We start from the raw sequence: 13,695 nt of genomic DNA on the forward strand, positions 1-13,695 counted from the left end.
CCGGCCTATCAAGGGCCCGCGGGACCCTTCCGCCAGGGCCGGAATGACAAGGGTTAACAGGCGAGCCGGTCAGACCCGCTCCCGCCACCAGGCGACCTGCTCGGCGACCCGGACCGGAGAGGTTCCGCCGAAGCTCGTGCGGGAGCGGACGGAGTTTTCGACCCCCAGCACGTCGTAGATGCCCTGGTGGATCTTGGGCTCGATGGCCTGCATGGCGTCCAGGGGCAGCTCCTCGAGGGTGCAGCCGCGCTTCTCCGCCTCCGAGACGATGCGCCCCGTGACGTGATGGGCGTCCCGGAACGGGATGTTGAGGCTGCGCACCAGCCAATCGGCGAGATCGGTCGCCGTGGAGAAGCCCGCCCCGGCCACCGCGGCCATGCGCTCGGGCACCGGCTCCAGGTCCTGGATCATGCCGGTCATGGCGGCCAGGACGATCTCGATGGTGTCGGCGGCGTCGAAGAGCGGCTCCTTGTCCTCCTGGGTGTCCTTCGCATAGGCGAGCGGCAGCCCCTTCATGACGGTCAGAAGCGAGACCAGCGAGCCGACGACCCGGCCGCACTTGCCGCGCACCAGCTCGGCGGCGTCGGGGTTGCGCTTCTGCGGCATCATGCTGGACCCGGTGGTCCAACGGTCCGGCAGGCGCACGAAGCCGAAGGGGGCTGACATCCAGATGATGATTTCTTCCGCCAGACGCGACAGATGGACGGCGCAGATGGAAGCCGCCGCCATGAACTCCAGCAGGCTGTCGCGGTCCGAGACCGTATCCAGCGAATTGCGGGTCGGACCGTCGAAGCCGAGCGCCCTGGCGGTCATGTGCCGGTCGATAGGGAAGGACGTGCCGGCGAGCGCCCCGGCCCCGAGGGGGCACTCGTTCAGGCGCCGGCGGGAATCCCGGAACCGGCCCCGGTCCCGGCCGAACATCTCCACATAGGCCATCAGGTGGTGTCCGAAGGTCACCGGCTGGGCGCTCTGGAGGTGGGTGAAGCCCGGCATCACCGTGGCGGCGTGCGCCTCGGCCTTGTCGAGGAGGGCCTTGATCAGGATGGTCAGCTGCTCGTCGGTCCGGTCATGGGCCTCGCGCACCCATAGCCGGGTGTCGGTGGCGACCTGGTCGTTGCGGCTGCGGGCCGTGTGCAGGCGGGCCGCCGGATCGCCGACGATCTCGCGCAGCCGGCTTTCCACGTTCATGTGGATGTCTTCGAGCGCCGTCGAGAAGGTGAAGGAGCCGGACTCGATCTCGCCCAGGACCCGCTGGAGCCCCTGATGGATGGCGTCCCGGTCGCTCTCGGCGATGATTCCTTGCTTGGCCAGCATGGCGCTGTGGGCGATGGAGCCCTGGATGTCTTGGGAAGCCAGGCGCTTGTCGAAATCGATGGACGCGTTGATGGCTTCCATGAGCGCGCTGGGCGAGGACGAGAACCGCCCGCCCCACATGGTGTTGGCACCGGATTTCTTGGCTTCTTCAGACACGGTCGTTCACCCAGAAAGAGACTCGGGCTCGCCTTTGCCACACTTTGTCCCCGGAGGCCAACCCGGATCGGCATCTGCCCGCCCGTTGGGCAGACTGCGCAACGTTTGCCAGTTTAAAACCAGTTGCTGGACTCGACAGCTGTTGTGTGATTTGCATTCATATTGGCGCAACAACAGGCGCTCCGAGCGCCGAAGGGAATGGCCATGAAGCGACTTCCGAAATTTCTCCTATCCGCAGCTCTGGTTGCCACCATGGCGACCTCCTTCTCCGCCGTGATGGCGGCGACCCCGCCGGACACCCTGGTTCAGGCCTGGCAGATGGACGACATCATCTCCCTCGATCCCGCCGAGATCTTCGAGCTGAGCGCGTCCGAGATCAACGGCAACACCTATGAGCGCCTGATTACCTACGACATCAAGGACGTGTCGAAGATTTCGGGCCAGGTCGCCGAGTCCTGGACAGTCTCGCCGGACGGCAAGACCTACACGTTCAAGATCAAGCCGAACCGGAAATTCGCCTCCGGCAATCCGATCACCGCCGAAGACGTGGTCTATTCCCTGCAGCGCGCCGTCATTCTCGACAAGTCGCCGGCCTTCATCCTGGGCCAGTTCGGCCTCGATAAGAACAACGTGAAGGACAAGGTCAAGCAGACTGGCCCGCTTGAGCTGACGTTCGAGGTCGACAAGCCTTACGCCCCCACCCTGGTCCTGTACTGCCTCGGCAACTCGGTGGCCTCCATCGTCGACAAGAAGCTGCTGACGCAGAACGAGAAGGACGGCGACTGGGGCTATAACTGGCTGAAGACCAAGTATGCGGGCTCCGGCCCGTACATCATGCGCGACTGGAAGGCCAACGAGGTCCTGGTCCTTGAGCGCAACCCGAACTACGAGAAGAAGACCCCGCTCGCCCGCGTGATTTACCGCCACATCAAGGAAACGGCAAACCAGCGCCTGCTCCTCGAGAAGGGCGACATCGACGTGGCGCGCAGCCTGAATCCGGAAGAGATCACCGCGGTCTCAAACAACAAGGACATTCAGGTCCAGAGCGCTCCCAAGGGGACCATCTATTATCTCGGCCTGAACCAGAAGAACCCGAACTTGGCGAAGCCAGAAGTCCGCCAGGCCCTGAAATGGCTCGTGGACTATCAGGCGATCGCCGACACGATCATGAAGTACAAGGGCGAGGTTCATCAGAACTTCCTGCCCAAGGGGTTTCTCGGCGCCGAGACCAACAACCCCTACAAGCTGGACGTCGCCAAGGCGAAGGACCTTCTCGCCAAGGCCGGCCTGAAGGACGGATTCTCGGTCACCATGGACACCCGCTCCGTGCCTGAGATCATGGGGGTCGCCCAGGCCATGCAGGCCACCTTCGCGCAGGCCGGCATCAAGCTCGAGATCCTGCCGATGGATTCGAAGCAGGCTCTGACCAAATACCGCGCCCGCCAGCAGGACATCTATATCGGCAACTGGGGCTCGGATTATCAGGACCCGAACTCCAACGCGGATACCTTCGCGGCCAACGACGACAACTCGGACAATGCGAAGGCCAAGCCGCTCGCCTGGCGCAACGCCTGGGATCCGGGCCCGCTGACCGCCAAGACCCGCGCGGCCGTGATGGAGCGCGATGCGGAGAAGCGCGCGCAGATGTACAAGGAGCTGCAGAAGGCGGTTCTCGACGACGGTCCGTTCGTGATCTTCCTGCAGCAGACGGAGGTCGCCGCCGTGCGCAAGAACGTCGACAACTTCGTTCTCGGCCCGTCTTTCAGCGACAACGACATCTCGCAGGCGAAGAAGAACTAAACCTGCAATGGCATCATCGATCGCAACCGGAAGCGGAGGGCACGATGCCCTCCGCTTCTACCTTACGAAGACTGCACAATTCATCCTCGTGCTGGCGACGACCCTGCTCGGGCTCATTGCCGTCACGTTCTTCATCGGCCGCGTCGTTCCCATCGACCCGGTGCTCGCCATCGTCGGCGACAGGGCCCCGCCGCAGGTCTATGCTCGGGTGCGTCAGGAGCTCGGCCTCGATCTGCCGCTCATCCAGCAGTTCTGGATCTATCTGAAAAAAGCCGTCGTCGGCGATTTCGGCAATTCGGTCCTCACCACGAACCCTGTGATGACCGACATCAAGAACGCCTTTCCGGCGACCTTCGAGCTGGCCACGCTCGGCACGCTCATCGGCACCCTCATCGGCGTCCCGCTCGGTGTCCTAGCGGCCGTGAAGCGCGGCAGCCTGCTCGATCAGTTCGTGCGTTTCATCGGCCTCGCCGGCTATTCCATTCCGATCTTCTGGCTCGGCCTCATGAGCCTGCTGCTGTTCTACGCCAAGCTCGGCTGGGTTCCGGGACCGGGGCGCATCGACGTGGCCTATTCCTATCTCTATACGCCGGTGACGAATATCGTGCTGCTCGACACGGCGATGCAGGGCCAATGGGATGCGTTCTGGGATGCGGCCTCGCACATCGTCCTGCCGGCCTGCCTGCTCGGCTATTTCTCGCTTGCCTATATCAGCCGCATGACGCGCTCGTTCATGCTCAACGAGCTGGCGCAGGAATACGTGATCGCCGCGCGGGTGAAGGGCCTGTCCGAGATGCGCGTGATCTGGCGCCACGCCCTGCGCAATGCGGCCGTGCCGCTGATCACCGTGATCGCCCTCTCCTATGCCAACCTGCTCGAGGGCTCGGTGCTCACCGAGACGGTCTTCGCCTGGCCGGGCCTCGGTCAGTACATCACCAATTCTCTTCAGAATGCGGACATGAACGCAGTGCTGGGCGGAACCCTCGTGATCGGCACCGCCTTCGTGGTGCTCAATCTCGTGTCCGATCTGCTCTACCGCCTGCTCGATCCGAGGACCCGCTGATGGCCGGCTCCCCTGCTCTCTCCGAACCGACCGGCTGGCGCGCCTGGCTGCTCTCCGCCGAGCCGCATTCCCGCTGGCAGGCCCGCCTCGGCCGCTTCTATCTCGGCTGGCGCTCCTTCACCAGAAATCCGCTTGCGGTGGTTGGTCTTGCCATCGTGCTTCTGCTCATCCTCGTGGCACTCTTCGCGAATTATATCGCTCCTTATTCGCCGATCGTCGGCGGCGACCTGCGCACGCAGCGCCTCTTGCCGCCGAGCGAGACCTTCTGGCTCGGCACGGACGATCAGGCGCGGGACATCTTCTCGCGCATCGTCTACGGCTCCCGCATTACCCTTTTCGTCGTGGTGCTGGTGTCGATCATCGCCACTCCCATTGGCCTTCTGGTCGGCACCGTCTCCGGCTATCTCGGAGGCTGGGTCGACACGGTGCTGATGCGCATCACCGACATCTTCCTGGCCTTCCCGCGCCTCGTTCTGGCGCTCGCCTTCGTGGCGGCCCTGGGCCCCGGCATCGAGAACGCCGTCATCGCGATTGCCATCACGTCCTGGCCACCCTATGCGCGCATCGCCCGCGCCGAGACCCTGATGATCCGCAACAGCGACTTCATCGCGGCCGTGAAGCTGCAGGGCGCCTCGACGCCTCGCATCATCTTCGGTCACGTGATCCCGCTCTGCCTCTCCTCGGTCATCGTGCGCGTGACGCTCGATATGGCCGGCATCATCCTGACGGCGGCCGGGCTCGGCTTCCTCGGCCTCGGCGCGCAGCCGCCGCAGCCCGAATGGGGTGCCATGGTGGCTACGGGCCGCAATTATCTCATCGACCAATGGTGGGTCGCCGCCATGCCGGGCATCGCCATCTTCGTGGTGAGCCTCGGCTTCAACCTGCTGGGCGACGGCCTGCGTGACGTTCTCGATCCGAAGGCCGCCAAATGACCAAGCCGCTTCTCGACGTCGACGATCTGCGCGTCCGCTTCCACCTGCGCACCGGCACCGTGGAGGCGGTGCGCGGCGTGTCCTTCCAGCTCGGCCGCGAGCGCCTCGGCATCGTGGGCGAGTCCGGCTCCGGCAAGTCCCAGACAGGCCGCGCCATCCTGGGCCTCACCCCGCCCCCGGGCGAGGTCACGGCCAAGCGCCTCGCCTTCGACGGGATCGATCTGCTCACCGCCTCGAAGCGGACCCTGCGCACCCTGCGCGGTGGGCGCATCAGCATGGTGATGCAGGACCCGAAATACTCGCTGAACCCGGTCATGACCATCGGCGAGCAGATCGTCGAGGCCTATCAGGCCCACGCCAAGGCCGGTCGCCGGGAAGCGCGCGACAGGGCGCTCGCCATGCTGGAGGCGGTGAAGATGCGCGATCCGGCCCGGGTGTTCTCGCTCTACCCGCACGAGGTGTCGGGCGGCATGGGCCAGCGCGCCATGATCGCCATGATGCTGGTGACCGACCCCGACCTGCTCATCGCCGACGAGCCGACCTCGGCCCTCGACGTGACCGTGTCCATGGAGGTGCTGCGCATCCTGGACGAACTCGTCACGGAGCGCGGCATGGGGCTGATCTTCATCTCGCACGATCTCAAGCTCGTCTCGTCCTTCTGCGACCGGGTGCTCGTGATGTATGCCGGCCGCGTGGTCGAGCAGCTCGAGGCGAAGAACCTGCGCGAGGCGCAGCACCCCTATACCCAGGGGCTGATGCGCTGCCTGCCGACCCTGAAGGACGACGTCCGTCCGCTTCCCACCCTGAACCGCGACCCCGCCTGGGCGCAGTGACCGGTGACAGATCCGATGCTCGATATTCAGAATCTTCAAGTCGTCTTCGGCACGGGCCGCCTGAGGGTCGACGCGGTCAAGGACGTGAGCTTCCATGTGGAGCCCGGCGCCGCCTACGGGCTCGTGGGCGAGTCCGGCTCGGGCAAGTCGACGGTCCTGCGCGCGATCTGCGGCCTGGCGCCGATCACCGCCGGGCGCGTCCTGGTCGAGGGTCGGGCCGTCACCACGCCGCGCGGCAAGGACTTCTACCGCACGGTCCAGATGGTGTTCCAGGACCCCTATGCGTCGCTTCACCCGCGCCACACGGTCGACCGCACCTTGTCCGAACCGCTCGCCATCCACGGCGAGAAGGACCAGGAGGCCCGCATCCTCCAGGCCCTGCGCGAGGTGGGCCTGGGCCCCTCGTTCCGGTTCCGCTATCCGCACCAGCTCTCCGGCGGGCAGCGCCAGCGCATCGCCATCGCGCGCGCGCTGATCCTGCGCCCGAAGGTTCTGCTCCTCGACGAGCCGACCTCGGCGCTCGACGCCTCCGTGCAGGCGGAGATCCTGAACCTGCTCGACGACCTGCGCCGCAAGATGGGGCTGACCTATATCCTGGTGAGCCACGACCTCGCGGTCGTGGCCCATCTGTGCGAACGTCTCCTGGTCATGCGCCACGGCGAGGCCGTCGAGGAGACCACCTCCGAGGCCCTGCGCTCGGGCGTGGCCTCGAACGCGTATACCCAGTCCCTGATCCAGGCGAGCCAGGGCTTCACGAGAGACGCGAAAGAGCCGGTCCGCTCCCTGGCCGGCTGATCCTGACATTCACCCCAACCGCTCGGCACGAACCCATGTCCCGCTCCCCCCTGATGCCGGTCTTCGACGGCCACAACGATGTCCTCCTCCGCCTGATGCGCGGCAAGATCCAGCCGGAACAGGCCTTTCTCGAAGGCGACAATATCGGGCACCTCGACTGGCCGCGCATGAAGGAAGGCGGCTTCGTCGGCGGGTTCTTCGCCGTCTACGTGCCGTCCGACAGCGTCGGCGTCGACGTGGACGCGCTGATGACCCAGTCGCGCTACGACGTGCCCCTGCCGCCGCAGCTGTCCCTGGCGACGAGCCAGCAGGTCACCGTGCACATGGCCTCGCTGCTGATCCGGATCGAGCGCGCCTCGAAGGGCGAGGTGAAGATCTGCCGCAGCGCCGCCGATATCCGCCAGTGCCTCGACGCCGGCAGGCTCGCGGCGGTCCTGCACATCGAGGGCGCGGAGGGCATCGACCCGGACCTGCACCTGCTCGACGTGCTCTACGAGAGCGGCCTGCGCTCCATCGGGCCGGTCTGGAGCCGCCCCAACATCTTCGGCCATGGGGTTCCGTTCAGCTACCCCTCGACGCCGGACACGGGACCGGGCCTCACGGATCGCGGGCTCGCCCTGGTGCGCGCGTGCAACCGGCTCAAGATCATGATCGACCTCTCGCACCTGAACGAGAAGGGATTCTGGGACGTGGCCCGGCTCTCGGACGCGCCGCTCGTCGCCACCCATTCCAACGCGTGGGAGATCTGCCAGCACTCGCGCAACCTCACCGACAAGCAGCTCGCGGCCATCCGCGAGAGCCGCGGCATGGTGGGGGTGAACTTCGCCACCTCGTTCATCCGCCCCGATGGTCAGCGCAACGACGACACGCCGCTCGAGGAGATGATCCGCCACATGGACCACCTGATCGAGCATGTGGGGGTCGACGGCGTCGGCCTGGGCTCCGATTTCGACGGGGCGACGATCCCGGCCGAGATCGGCGACGTGCGCGGCCTGCCCCGCCTCGTCGACGCCATGCGCCGCCACGGCTACGACGATGCGACCCTGCGCAAGCTCTGCTACGAGAACTGGGTCAACGTCCTGGAGCGCACCTGGGGCCGGTGAGCGCCCCGGGATCGTCGGCTCGCCCTGGGATCATCCGTCTCCGTCATGGCCGGACCTTGTGCCGGCCATCCCGATTGCTGTGAGTTCGGCGCTCTTTTGATCGGGATCACCGGCACAAGGCCGGTGATGACGGCGAAGAAAAATTACCGCTCCGCCTTCGACGTGAGCGCGAAGAGGCTCGCGATGCCGCCGACGCCGAGCATCAGCATGAGGCTCACCGCGTTGATCGCCGGCGTCGCGCCCTCGCGCATCTGGCCGTACATGGTGATCGGCAGCGGCGGCTCGGAGCCGACGAGCATCAGGGTGGTGTTGAAGTTCTCGAACGACATCAGCAGCGCCACGAGCCCGGCGCCGATGAGCGCGGGGCTCAGGAACGGCAGCGTGATCGTGCGCAGCACCCTGGCGCGGCTCGCCCCGAGATCGAAGGCGGCTTCCTCGAGCGACCGGTCGAACTTGCGCAGGCGCGCCGCGATGATGAGCGTCGCGATCGTGAGGATGAACGAGAGCTGCCCCAGGATCACGAGCGGGAGCCCGGGGCGGAGGAGATCGAGATCGGTCTGGAAGAAATCCTCGAGCCCGTTCGCCACGCGCGAGAAGAAGGCGAGGATCGAGATGCCGAGCACCACGCCCGGGATCACCAGCGGCCAGAGCATCATCATGGCGAGCAGGGTCTTGCCGCGGAACTCGGCCCGCTCCAGCACCCAGGCATTGACCGTGCCGAGGGCCACGGCGAGGAGCGCCACCGGGATCGCGACCTTGAAGCTGTTGCCGATGCTGTCCAGCCAGATCGGATCGGCCAGCACGCCCGGCTTGCCGAAGACCGCCCCGGAGCCGGTGAACCATTCGAGGGTGAAACCACGCCAGGGCGGCGACGGGAACGGGCTCGCGTTGAAGGCGAAGATCGCCACGACCAGCAGCGGCGCGAACAGGAAGAGGTAGAACGCCGCGATGTAGAGCTTCCAGGCGAGGGACGGTCGGTTCATGGGATCACGCCTGCTTCAGGGTGGAGCCCAGGCTCTGGCCGGTGAGGCGCAGGCCCAGCCACACGATGGCGGACGAGAGCAGCAGGAGCAGCATGCCGAAGGCCGCGCCCTGGGGCCAGTTGAAGCGCGTGATGAACTGCGCGTAGATCTGCTCGGTGAACCACAGGCCGTTCTTGCCCCCGAGCAGCACCGGGGTGGCGAAGTTGCCCACGGTGAGCATGAACACGATGATCGAGCCCGCCACGATGCCGGGCATCGCGTGGGGAATGACGATCCGGCGCAGCACCGTCCAGCGGCTGCCGCCGAGATCGAAACCTGCTTCCACGACGGCGGGCTCCAGGCTTTCCAGCGCGTTGGCGAGCGGCACGATCATGAACAGCAGCCCGCCATAGACGAGGCCGAGGATCACGGCGCCGTCGTTGTAGAGCAGCTCCACCGGCTGGTCGGCGAGGCCGACGGCCCGCAGCGCGTAGGAGACGACGCCGGTCTCGCGCAAAAGCATCATCCAGCCGAGGGTGCGCACCAGCTCCGACACCCAGAACGGCAGGAGGCAGAGCAGCAGCAGAATCGCCTTGACGCGTCCCTGCGCCACCCGGGCGATGTAGAGCGCGATCGGGAAGGCGAGCACCAGGGTCAGGGCCGTGACCAGGATCGACATGAAGGCGGTGCGCGCGAAGGTGCGCCAGTAGAGCGGCTCGGTGAAGAACTCGAGATAGTTTCCGAGCCCGAAGGCATAGACCCGCGGGGCCACCCGCTCGCTGAAGGACAGGACGAGGATCTCCACGTGCGGCAGCACGATGAGGAGCCCGAGCCACAGGATCGCGGGCGCGAGCAGCAGGAAGAGCGTGAGGCGCGAGGCCTGCCTGGTCATCATGCGGAAAAGACCTTCATGGCGTCCGCCGCCCAGCCCACATGGATCGGCGCCCCGACCTCGATGCCCGCGAGCGGCCCCGCCTGCGGCAGCACGGCCCGCACCGGCTGGTCGAAGCCCAGGGTGTCGATGAGAAGGCTCGAATTGGCGCCGTCGAAGAGAACCGCCGAGACGCGGCCCTCGAAGCGGTTCGGGAGATCGCGCAAGGCCGGCTGGCTCGGCGCCAGGGCGATGGACTCGGGCCGCACGAAGGCGACCGCGGCCTTTTGCGGGGCGCGGCCCGTGCCTCGCGTCACCGTGCCCGAGGGCAGCTGGAGGGCGACGGTTCCGTCCGACGACGACACGATCTCGCCCTGGAGGCGGTTCGTCTCGCCCACGAAGCTCGCCACGAAGGGCGTGGCCGGGCTGTGATAGAGCTCGCGCGGGCTTCCCACCTGCTCGAATTGTCCCTGGTTCATCACCGCGATGCGGTCGGACATGACGAGCGCTTCGGACTGGTCGTGCGTGATGTACACGAAGGTGGTGTTGAAGGTGCTCTGCAGCTGCTTCAGCTCGATCTTCATGTGCTCGCGCAGCTTGAGATCGAGCGCCCCGAGCGGTTCGTCGAGGAGCACGAGCGTCGGCTCCAGCACGAGGCAGCGGGCGATGGCCACGCGCTGCCGCTGGCCGCCGGACAGGGCCGTCACGCGGCGCCCGCCGAATCCCTTGAGGCCGACGCGCTCCAGCATGCGCTCGGCGCGCGCCTGCGCGTCCTCGCGCGGCATGCCCCGGCAGACGAGCCCGTAGGCCACGTTCTCGCCCACGCTCATCATGGGAAAGAGCGCCAGGCTCTGGAACACCATGTTGACCGGGCGCCGGTTGGCCGGAACGCCGATCATCGACTGCCCGCGGATGCGGATGTCGCCGGAGGTCGGATGCTCGAACCCGGCGATCATGCGCATCAGGGTGGTCTTGCCGCAGCCCGACGGCCCGAGGATCGAGAAGAACTCCCCGGGAGCGACGCCGAACGTCACGTCGTCGACGGCCGCATGGCCGCCGAAGCGCTTGGTGACGCCGACGATGTCGAGGTCGTTCGCTGGATGGGTTGAATCTGCCATGACGCTGCCGCGCAAAAGGTCATCCCCCGGTCAAGCGCATCGGGCGGAAGCGTGAAACCGGTTCTCCGCCTCGAACGACGCGCTTTGGGAACAAGCACCGGATCCAAAAGTGGCTGCCACATTTGGATCCGGTGCTCGCCGGGGGATGACGATACTCCGGGATGGGCTTTTACGAACCGGCCTTCAGGCGGTCGAGGATCTTGCCCTCGATCTCCTCGATGCCGGCCGGCACCGCCGGATACCACTTGATGTTGTCGATGGCGGCCTTGGGGAAGCTCTCGGCGAACTGGTCCTTCAGCTTACCCTGCATGAGCTTGTCGGCCCCGTTGGACGCCGTGAAGTTGCCCGCCGATGCGGCGACCTTCGCGGCCACCTCGGGCTTCATGTTGAAGTTGATCCACTTGTAGGCCGCGTCGTCGTTGCGGCCCTTGGCCGGGATCGCGAAGGTGTCGACCCAGCCCAGGGCGCCGGACTTGGGCGCGATGAACTTGATGTCGGAGTTCTCGGAGTTGAGCTTCCAGCCGCCCGTGTCCCAGGCCATGGCGGCCACCACTTCGCCGGACCGCAGGGCGTTGAGGAGCTGGTCCTTGCCGTCCCAGAAGAACTTCACGCTCTTCTTGCACTCGGCGAGCTTGGCGCCGACCTTCTCCATCATGGCCGTGTAGGCCTTCGGGTCGTTGTAGGACGCGAAGGGGTCCATGCCGTTGGCGAACGCGAAGGCGATCAGCGCCGGGCGCTTGGCGCGGAAGCTGGTCTTGCCGGCAAGCGCCTGATCGCAGAGATCGTTGTAATCGGCGACCTTCGGGGCGGCCTTGGTGTTCACGATGAGACCATCCGTGCCCCAGATGTGGGGAACGCCGTAGACCTTGCCCTCGACGGTGGTGTTCTTCTTGGTCGCTTCCAGCATGGATGCGATGAATTGGTCCGACTTGAGCTTGGACAGGTCGAGCGGCTTGTAGATGCCGAACTCCGCCTGCGGGCCGGCGATGCGGTCCTGGCTCGGCTGGACGAGATCGAAGCCGGCGCCCTGCGTGGCGCGCAGCTTCGAGATCATCTCCTCGTTGTTCGAGAGCGTGACCTCGACCTCGATGCCGGTTTCCTTGGTGAACTGATCCATCACGTCCTTCGGGACGTAATCGGCCCAGGTCAGGAGCCGCAGCTTCTCGGCGGCCTGAGCCGAACCGACGACCATGAGAGCGGCCAGTGCCGTAGCCAGCTTCAGGCTGGCGCGTTTCGTCAACATCCTCGTCCTCCAATGTGGTTGGGCATTTTTACCCTTGTTCCCCAGTTGCAAAACTATATGACAGTTGAACGACGCGCTAGAGGGTTCGAAGCCGGCTCACAAACCCTTCGACGGCTGACAGCCTCCCCTCGCCCGGCTATGGGTGAGGCTTCCCTTGATGGAGCTCTCGCGATGCGCACCTTCTACCCCGAAATAGAACCCTACGATCACGGCATGCTCGATGTCGGCGACGGCCACCGGGTCTATTGGGAATTGTGCGGAAATCCGAAAGGGAAACCCGTGGTTTTCCTGCACGGCGGGCCGGGCGGCGGCTGCACGCCGACTCAGCGCCGGCTGTTCGACCCGGAGAAATACCGGATCCTGCTCTTCGACCAGCGCGGCTGCGGCCGCTCGACCCCCTATGCGAGCCTGGAGGCCAACACCACCTGGCATCTCGTGGCCGATATCGAGCGCCTGCGCGCCATGATCGGTGTGGACAAGTGGATGGTGTTCGGCGGCTCCTGGGGCTCGACCCTGGCCCTCGCCTATGCGGAGACCCATCCGGACCGCGTGACCGAGCTGGTGCTGCGCGGGATCTTCACCCTGCGTCGCCCGGAGCTGCTCTGGTACTACCAGGAGGGCGCCTCCTGGATCTTCCCGGACAAGTGGGAGGGCTTCCTGGCGCCGATCCCGGAAGAGGAGCGCGGCGACCTGATGGCCGCCTACCGCAGGCGCCTGGTCGATCCCGACCCCGCCGTCCGGGCGAAGGCCGCCCGGGCTTGGAGCCTGTGGGAGGGCGAGACCATCACGCTCCTGCACAACCAGGAGTACAGCGACCAGTTCGGCGACGAGCATTACGCGGTCGCGTTCGCCCGGATCGAGAACCACTACTTCGTCCATGAGGGCTGGTTCGAGGACGGGCAGCTCATCCGCAACGCCCACCGCCTGAAAGACATTCCCGGCGTGATCGTCCAGGGCCGCTACGACATCGCCACGCCGCCGAAGACCGCCTGGGAACTGCACAAGGCCTGGCCGGAAGCCCGGTTCATCATGGTGCCGGATGCCGGCCACGCGGTGAGCGAGCCGGGCATCACGCATCATCTCATCGAAGCGACGGACGCGTTCGCGCGAGCTTAGGGCGGACGCCGCCCGACGGGATGCGGCCTTCCCGTCAGGCCTGGCCCGTCCGGGCCATGCCGTCGCCCTCCCCACGTCATGGCCGGCCCCGTGCCGGCCATCTCGATCGGACGAGCGCGGCATCTCAAGCCAGCGGGATCACCGGGACAAGCCCGGTGATGACGGGGAGGGTCGGTTCGGGCCGAGCGAAGCGAGACCCGGAAGGGCGTTGCTGCCCTTACTTGGCCGTCCAGCCGCCATCCATGGACAGGTTGGCGCCCGAGATCTGGCTCGCCGCGTCCGAGCACAGGAAGACGGCGAGCGCCGCCACCTGATCCACGGTGACGAACTGCTTGGTGGGCTGGGCCTCCAGGAGCACGTCGTTGATCACCTGCTCCTTGGTCAGGTTG

General features: G+C 66.2%; 13 protein-coding genes. 7 read left to right on the top strand and 6 right to left on the bottom strand.

The genetic code is table 11. The features are described from left to right. Window positions 1-69 precede the first annotated feature (69 nt). Complete coding sequence (gene argH, locus OCW50_RS20130; RefSeq protein WP_262298721.1) at window positions 70-1,434, bottom strand: argininosuccinate lyase; 1,365 nt, start codon at window positions 1,432-1,434, stop codon at window positions 70-72. Window positions 1,435-1,674: 240 nt separating this feature from the next. On the opposite strand from argH, the gene OCW50_RS20135 reads away from it, so the two are divergent. From OCW50_RS20135 to OCW50_RS20160, 6 genes are read left to right on the top strand one after another with little or no spacing between them, the layout of a single operon-like run. After that, window positions 1,675-3,270: an ABC transporter substrate-binding protein gene (locus OCW50_RS20135; RefSeq protein ID WP_373371476.1), complete on the top strand. Its 1,596-nt coding sequence runs from the start codon at window positions 1,675-1,677 to the stop codon at window positions 3,268-3,270. A gap of 7 nt (window positions 3,271-3,277) precedes the next feature. After that, a complete protein-coding gene (locus OCW50_RS20140) occupies window positions 3,278-4,333 on the top strand; it encodes an ABC transporter permease (RefSeq protein WP_262298709.1) in 1,056 nt (351 codons plus the stop codon). After that, entirely contained in the window at window positions 4,333-5,265 is a 933-nt protein-coding gene (locus OCW50_RS20145) for an ABC transporter permease (RefSeq protein WP_262298710.1), read from the top strand. Before OCW50_RS20140 ends, OCW50_RS20145 begins: the two co-directional genes overlap by 1 nt. Next, complete coding sequence (locus tag OCW50_RS20150; RefSeq protein ID WP_262298711.1) at window positions 5,262-6,098, top strand: ABC transporter ATP-binding protein; 837 nt, start codon at window positions 5,262-5,264, stop codon at window positions 6,096-6,098. The genes OCW50_RS20145 and OCW50_RS20150 overlap by 4 nt, the downstream gene beginning before the upstream one ends. Window positions 6,099-6,113: 15 nt before the next feature. Next, window positions 6,114-6,893 carry an ABC transporter ATP-binding protein gene (locus OCW50_RS20155; RefSeq protein WP_262270658.1) on the top strand — a complete coding sequence of 260 codons (780 nt, stop codon included), beginning with the start codon at window positions 6,114-6,116 and terminating at the stop codon, window positions 6,891-6,893. A gap of 35 nt (window positions 6,894-6,928) precedes the next feature. Continuing rightward, window positions 6,929-7,996: a dipeptidase gene (locus OCW50_RS20160; protein WP_262298712.1), complete on the top strand. Its 1,068-nt coding sequence runs from the start codon at window positions 6,929-6,931 to the stop codon at window positions 7,994-7,996. Between the two features lie 143 nt (window positions 7,997-8,139). Here OCW50_RS20160 and OCW50_RS20165 read toward each other — a convergent pair whose 3' ends face one another. The 4 genes from OCW50_RS20165 to OCW50_RS20180 all read right to left on the bottom strand — a co-directional run bounded on the left by OCW50_RS20165 (window position 8,140) and on the right by OCW50_RS20180 (window position 12,190). Continuing rightward, window positions 8,140-8,979 carry an ABC transporter permease gene (locus tag OCW50_RS20165; protein ID WP_262298713.1) on the bottom strand — a complete coding sequence of 280 codons (840 nt, stop codon included), beginning with the start codon at window positions 8,977-8,979 and terminating at the stop codon, window positions 8,140-8,142. A gap of 4 nt (window positions 8,980-8,983) precedes the next feature. Further along, window positions 8,984-9,853, bottom strand: coding sequence for an ABC transporter permease (locus OCW50_RS20170; protein ID WP_262298714.1), 870 nt, complete (start codon window positions 9,851-9,853; stop codon window positions 8,984-8,986). Then, window positions 9,850-10,947, bottom strand: coding sequence for an ABC transporter ATP-binding protein (locus tag OCW50_RS20175; RefSeq protein WP_262270654.1), 1,098 nt, complete (start codon window positions 10,945-10,947; stop codon window positions 9,850-9,852). The genes OCW50_RS20170 and OCW50_RS20175 overlap by 4 nt, the downstream gene beginning before the upstream one ends. 169 nt (window positions 10,948-11,116) lie before the next feature. Further along, complete coding sequence (locus OCW50_RS20180; protein ID WP_262298715.1) at window positions 11,117-12,190, bottom strand: extracellular solute-binding protein; 1,074 nt, start codon at window positions 12,188-12,190, stop codon at window positions 11,117-11,119. 171 nt (window positions 12,191-12,361) lie between these two features. Between OCW50_RS20180 and pip the strand changes: the two genes are divergently transcribed. Continuing rightward, window positions 12,362-13,306 carry a prolyl aminopeptidase gene (gene pip / locus OCW50_RS20185; protein WP_262270652.1) on the top strand — a complete coding sequence of 315 codons (945 nt, stop codon included), beginning with the start codon at window positions 12,362-12,364 and terminating at the stop codon, window positions 13,304-13,306. 217 nt (window positions 13,307-13,523) lie between these two features. Here the strand turns inward: pip and OCW50_RS20190 are convergent. Continuing rightward, on the bottom strand, window positions 13,524-13,695 hold a 172-nt coding region (locus OCW50_RS20190; RefSeq protein WP_262298722.1), incomplete at its 5' end, for an SDR family oxidoreductase.

Origin of the sequence: Microvirga sesbaniae, assembly GCF_025460805.1 — a bacterium.
GTDB classification, from domain to species: Bacteria; Pseudomonadota; Alphaproteobacteria; order Rhizobiales; family Beijerinckiaceae; genus Microvirga; species Microvirga sesbaniae.

Coding starts and splice junctions, on each gene's coding strand:
- argH (WP_262298721.1), bottom strand. CDS start 1,434: ATGTGGGGCGGGCGGTTCTCGTCCTCGCCCAGCGCGCTCATGGAAGCC.
- OCW50_RS20135 (WP_373371476.1), top strand. CDS start 1,675: ATGAAGCGACTTCCGAAATTTCTCCTATCCGCAGCTCTGGTTGCCACC.
- OCW50_RS20140 (WP_262298709.1), top strand. CDS start 3,278: ATGGCATCATCGATCGCAACCGGAAGCGGAGGGCACGATGCCCTCCGC.
- OCW50_RS20145 (WP_262298710.1), top strand. CDS start 4,333: ATGGCCGGCTCCCCTGCTCTCTCCGAACCGACCGGCTGGCGCGCCTGG.
- OCW50_RS20150 (WP_262298711.1), top strand. CDS start 5,262: ATGACCAAGCCGCTTCTCGACGTCGACGATCTGCGCGTCCGCTTCCAC.
- OCW50_RS20155 (WP_262270658.1), top strand. CDS start 6,114: ATGCTCGATATTCAGAATCTTCAAGTCGTCTTCGGCACGGGCCGCCTG.
- OCW50_RS20160 (WP_262298712.1), top strand. CDS start 6,929: ATGTCCCGCTCCCCCCTGATGCCGGTCTTCGACGGCCACAACGATGTC.
- OCW50_RS20165 (WP_262298713.1), bottom strand. CDS start 8,979: ATGAACCGACCGTCCCTCGCCTGGAAGCTCTACATCGCGGCGTTCTAC.
- OCW50_RS20170 (WP_262298714.1), bottom strand. CDS start 9,853: ATGATGACCAGGCAGGCCTCGCGCCTCACGCTCTTCCTGCTGCTCGCG.
- OCW50_RS20175 (WP_262270654.1), bottom strand. CDS start 10,947: ATGGCAGATTCAACCCATCCAGCGAACGACCTCGACATCGTCGGCGTC.
- OCW50_RS20180 (WP_262298715.1), bottom strand. CDS start 12,190: ATGTTGACGAAACGCGCCAGCCTGAAGCTGGCTACGGCACTGGCCGCT.
- pip (WP_262270652.1), top strand. CDS start 12,362: ATGCGCACCTTCTACCCCGAAATAGAACCCTACGATCACGGCATGCTC.